The 4,641-nt window shown below is 57.8% G+C and carries 4 protein-coding genes and 2 tRNA genes; all 6 read left to right on the top strand.

What is annotated here, in order from left to right:
- Window positions 1-118: 118 nt before the first annotated feature.
- Window positions 119-190, top strand: a tRNA-Thr gene (locus ACH2EH_RS11155).
- A 26-nt stretch (window positions 191-216) separates the two neighbouring features.
- Window positions 217-297: transfer RNA gene (locus tag ACH2EH_RS11150), tRNA-Tyr, on the top strand.
- A gap of 64 nt (window positions 298-361) precedes the next feature.
- Entirely contained in the window at window positions 362-1,171 is an 810-nt protein-coding gene (locus ACH2EH_RS11145; RefSeq protein ID WP_395141661.1) for a prephenate dehydrogenase, read from the top strand.
- 119 nt (window positions 1,172-1,290) lie between these two features.
- Window positions 1,291-3,168, top strand: a complete 1,878-nt coding sequence (locus ACH2EH_RS11140) for a heme o synthase (RefSeq protein WP_395141659.1) — start codon at window positions 1,291-1,293, stop codon at window positions 3,166-3,168.
- A 97-nt stretch (window positions 3,169-3,265) separates the two neighbouring features.
- Window positions 3,266-4,021 (top strand): cytochrome c3 family protein, encoded by a 756-nt coding sequence (locus tag ACH2EH_RS11135; RefSeq protein ID WP_395141657.1) that lies wholly within the window; start codon window positions 3,266-3,268, stop codon window positions 4,019-4,021.
- Window positions 4,022-4,030: 9 nt separating this feature from the next.
- A partial coding sequence (locus tag ACH2EH_RS11130) for a TAT-variant-translocated molybdopterin oxidoreductase (protein ID WP_395141655.1) occupies window positions 4,031-4,641 on the top strand: 611 nt, incomplete at its 3' end.

Here is a 4,641-nt window from a genome sequence, read left to right as displayed (position 1 = left end):
CGAGATGGGGAAAATAGGCTCTCACAATTCTCTCAAGTATACGCGAAAATCGCTTGCGGGGCTTAGGGAAGCGTGATAATATTCAACCCGCGTCGCCGTGTAAGATAGGGGCGAGCTTGCCGATGTAGCTCAGTGGTAGAGCGGCTGTTTTGTAAACAGCGGGTCGCGGGTTCGAGTCCTGTCGTCGGCTTCGTTTTAGGGAAATGGACAGAGTTTGGGTCGATGTCCGAGTGGTTAAAGGAGGCGGTCTGTAAAATCGTCGCGCGAGCTACGCAGGTTCGAATCCTGCTCGGCCCATAAAAAAAGATAAGGGCGCTGCACTATGCAGCGCCCTTATCTTTTGCCAGAATGTAGAACAGCTATGTTTCAGAAAATAACGATTGTTGGCGTCGGGCTGCTTGGCGGCTCCATTGGTCTAGCGGCACGCGAGCGCAAGCTTGCTAAGGAAGTTGTCGGGGTTGAGACCAACCCGCACACACGTGCGGAGGCGACCACGCGGCGTGCGGTGGCGAAGTGTACTGACACGCTTGGGATGGGGATTGCGGGTGCCGACCTGGTGATTCTCGCCTGCCCTGTCAATGCCATTCTCACCGAGCTCGCACGTCTGGATCCCTCTCTCTCGGAGAGAGCCGTCGTCACCGATGTTGGGTCGGTCAAGGGGCCGATTGCGCTAGCGGGCCAGGCGCTCAGGGGCATGTTCGTCCCTGGGCACCCGATGGCGGGAGGGGAGCGGGGCGGCATGGAATTTGCCCGCGCCGATCTCTTTGAGGGCGCGAGCTGGGCTCTGACTCCCGACAGTGTCACACGCCCTGAGGCGCTAGAGAAAGTCAAGTCGCTTGTGGTGGGGCTGGGCGCACGTGTCGTGACAATGTCTCCTGAGGAGCATGATAAAGCTGTGGCTGCAACCAGCCACTTGCCACACTTGCTGGCCTACGCACTCTCTTCGACGGTGGGAGCGAGCCCCAAGCTGGAGGGGCCGTCCCTGAAAGAGGCCCTGCGCGTGGCCAACAGCGACCCGGAGCTCTGGCGGGAAATCTGCCTGATGAACCGCAAGGCGCTGGGCGATGCACTGGACCGCTGTATCGGGGAGCTGGACGGTATGCTCAAGGCGCTGGATGCGGAAGACACCACTGCCTTGGAGGCTCTGTTGCGCAAGGGATGGCGCGGCTAGATTTTAATTATAAGTAAAACTGATTTTTAAGTCCGGAAAAATTCGTGATTTTTTTCACGAACTTTATTCCGTCAAAGAGAGGATGACGGAAACTGTGCGGTATCATATTCTTCGAACGAATGGATACCGCTCAAGCTCAATCCCCTAAAACCCCGCTCTACTCTCGGTATGCGTGGTTCGTTTTGCTCTTCAACCTGCTGGTGATACTTGTCGGGACTGTTGTTCGTGCGACAGGCTCGGGGGCGGGCTGTGGTCAGCACTGGCCCACTTGCAAAGGCGAGATTGTCCCCATTGCCCCGACTCTCCACACTATGATCGAGTTCACCCACCGAGCCGTCTCGGCGCTGGATGGTGTGCTGGTTCTGGCTCTTGTCTTCTTTGCCTACAAGCTTTTCCCCCGAGGGCATGGGGTTCGGCGGGTAACTCCGATTGTGCTGGCGCTGACTCTGATCGAAGCCTGGATCGGGGCCTACATCGTGAAGGCCGGGCTCGTGGCCGACAACGCCACCACGGCGCGTGCGCTCTGGATGTCGGCGCACTTGTGCAATACTTTTTTCCTTTTGACTGCGCTTTCCCTCACGGGCTGGTATGCCGCCGGGCGTGGTCGGGTGCGCATCTTCTCCCAAGGATCGGTGAGCGGTGCCCTCTGGTTGGCATTTCTGGCGATGATCGTGCTCGGTATCTCAGGGGCAATCACAGCGCTCGGCGACACGCTCTACCCGGCGCGCAGCCATGAGGAAGTGATGCGACTCGCTGAAGCGGCCAACGCGCCTTTTTTACTGAAGCTACGCATCTGGCATCCCTATATTGCGGGCTCCGTGGGGCTCTATCTTTTGTTGATCGCTGGACTGGTAGCCCACCTGCGGCCCTCTTCAGACTCGCGACGCTGGGCGGGGGCGCTGGGCTGGCTCTTTTTAGCGGAGATTCTGGTTGGGCTGACCAATGTCTGGCTTCGTGCCCCCGTGGCGATGCAGGTGATCCACCTGATGTTTGCCGACTTAATCTGGGTGACATTGACATTTTTAGCCTACTCCGCGAGTGTGGATGGGGTCGTGCATGTCGAGGATATTGTCTTCTCCGCAGGTAAAGACGTTCCCGAGCCACAGCCTGTGGTGCAGGCTGTGGCTCTGCCTGCTTGGCGGAACTATCTCAATCTCACCAAACCGCGTGTGATCTCTCTTCTGCTCTTTACAACACTCACCGCGGCCTTTGTGGCGGCGCGCGGCTGGCCTGGGCTGGGCTTGTTTCTCGTACTGTTTGTCGGGGGATACTGCTCGGCGGGCGCGGCGAATGCCTTTAATATGGTGATTGACCGCGACATAGATGCCAAGATGACCCGCACGGCTAAGCGTCCCACGGTGACGGCCACAATTCCTGCGAACAAGGCGCTGGCCTTCGCGCTGTGCATGGGGATTGCCTCGTTTGTGACGCTCTGGCTGGGGGCGAACTTGCTCACGGCGATGCTAAGCCTGAGCGGGCTCGTGTTCTATGTGGTGGTCTACACACTCTTGCTCAAGCGGCGCACCGTGCAAAATATCGTTATTGGGGGAGCAGCAGGTTGCTTCCCGCCCTTGGTGGGCTGGGCCGCCGTGACGGGTGACTTAAAGGGAGCGCTGGCCTGGTATCTTTTTGCAATTATTTTTGTTTGGACCCCGGCGCACTTCTGGGCCCTCGCGCTGCTGATCAAAGACCAGTACGCCGCTGTCGGGGTGCCTATGTTACCTGCAGTGGTGGGGGATAAAAAGACCGTCACCCAGATTATTCTCTATGCAGTTATCACCGTCGGTGTGTCGTTGATGCCGGTGGCTCAAGGTCTGGCAGGGGGGCTCTACGCGATCCCTGCGGTGGTGCTGGGGGCAATGCTTGTCCAGCAGAGCTGGAAGCTACGTCGGGGGGCAGATCGCCTCTCTGCACTGAAAGCTTATAAATATTCTATGCTTTATCTTGCTTTACTTTTCCTTGCACTGGCAGTCGATGCCCGGTTTGGACAGAGTTAAAATGCTTGACGAAATTCGTGAAATCGTGTACAAAGTGCCGGGCATTTTATGCCTCGCAGTTATGCCGGTCATTCTAGCCGGTCGGGACTGAGTATCCATGCCAAATATTTTCGCACCTAGCAGTAATGTAATCGTCAAAATGGCCGTTATGGGCCTCGCAGCTTCTCCGCTGGCGATTATGATCACTATTTCGCAGTTCACACGCTCCCCCTACGTGACTAAGGTGGGGATCCCCTACGAGCAGCCCGTGCCGTTCTCGCACGAGCACCATGTTACGGAGCTGGGGTTGGACTGTCGCTACTGTCATACATCGGTAGAGAAATCCGCCAAGGCGGGCTACCCTGCCACCCACACTTGTATGTCGTGCCACTCACAGGTCTGGTCCAACAGCCCGTTGCTTGAGCCGGTGCGCGAGAGCTACGAAAAGAACGTCCCCCTGAAGTGGATCACCCTGAATAAGGTGCCTGAGTTTGTTTACTTTAACCACTCCATCCATCTCAAGCGTGGCATCAACTGTAACAACTGTCACGGCCCCGTTCAGGCAATGCAGATGGCTTATAAGGGCCGTCCCTTCCAGATGACCTGGTGTCTTGACTGCCACCGCCACCCCGAGAAGTACGTCAATAAGCCTGAGTTTGTTTTTGGTCTCTACGAGAAAATCCGCAAGGGCAAGACGGGAACCAAGGGCGACGGGCACAAGACTATTGCGGGGCTGACGGAAGAGGAGCAGTCGCTGATGGTGGGCGATCAGTACGTCCGCAACGCCAAGGAACTCGAAGAGGGCGATAAGCTCGTCAAGGAATACAACATCAAGAAGGAGCAGCTCTCCGACTGCGCCGTTTGCCATCACTAAGTAAACACTATGAAGACCAAACAGTGGAAATCCTACGCCGAGCTGGCGGAGACGCAAGAGTACGCGCAGTGGGTGGACGAAGAGTTTCCGAACCGCTCCACACTGCTGGATCTGGATCGCCGGGACTTTCTTAAGCTCACGGGTGCCGGAATGGCGCTGGCTGGGCTCACCGGATGCCGGATCATGCCGCCTGTCAAGTCCGTGCCCTATGTCCGCGCTCCTGAGCAGCTTGTGCCGGGACAGTCGCTCTACTATGCCACCACGCTAGAGAGCCGCGGGCTGGGAGTCGGGGTGCTTGTGCGCTCCTACGAAGGCCGCCCCGTTAAGATCGAGGGCAACCCCGAACATCCTTCAAGCCTCGGTGCCACCGATATCTGGACACAAGCGGAACTCCTCAGCCTCTACGACCCGGAGCGCTCGCAGTCCGTGATCGAGCGCGGTGAGGTTCGTAGCTGGGATCAGTTCTTTGCCACCGCACGGCCTGTTCTCAAGAAAGAGGCAGCAAGCGGCGGCGCGGGAATTCGCCTGGTAACCCCGACTGTCGTGAGCCCGACGTATGCTGCGCAGATTGGCAAGTTCCTGAGCAAGTACCCGAGTGCAAAGTGGGTGCAGTGGGAGCC

The sequence above is a fragment of the Armatimonas sp. genome, assembly GCF_043760365.1.
GTDB lineage: Bacteria > Armatimonadota > Armatimonadia > Armatimonadales > Armatimonadaceae > Armatimonas.
The sequence above is the reverse complement of the archived record's forward strand: the minus strand, read 5'-3'. Positions and strand labels throughout refer to the sequence as shown.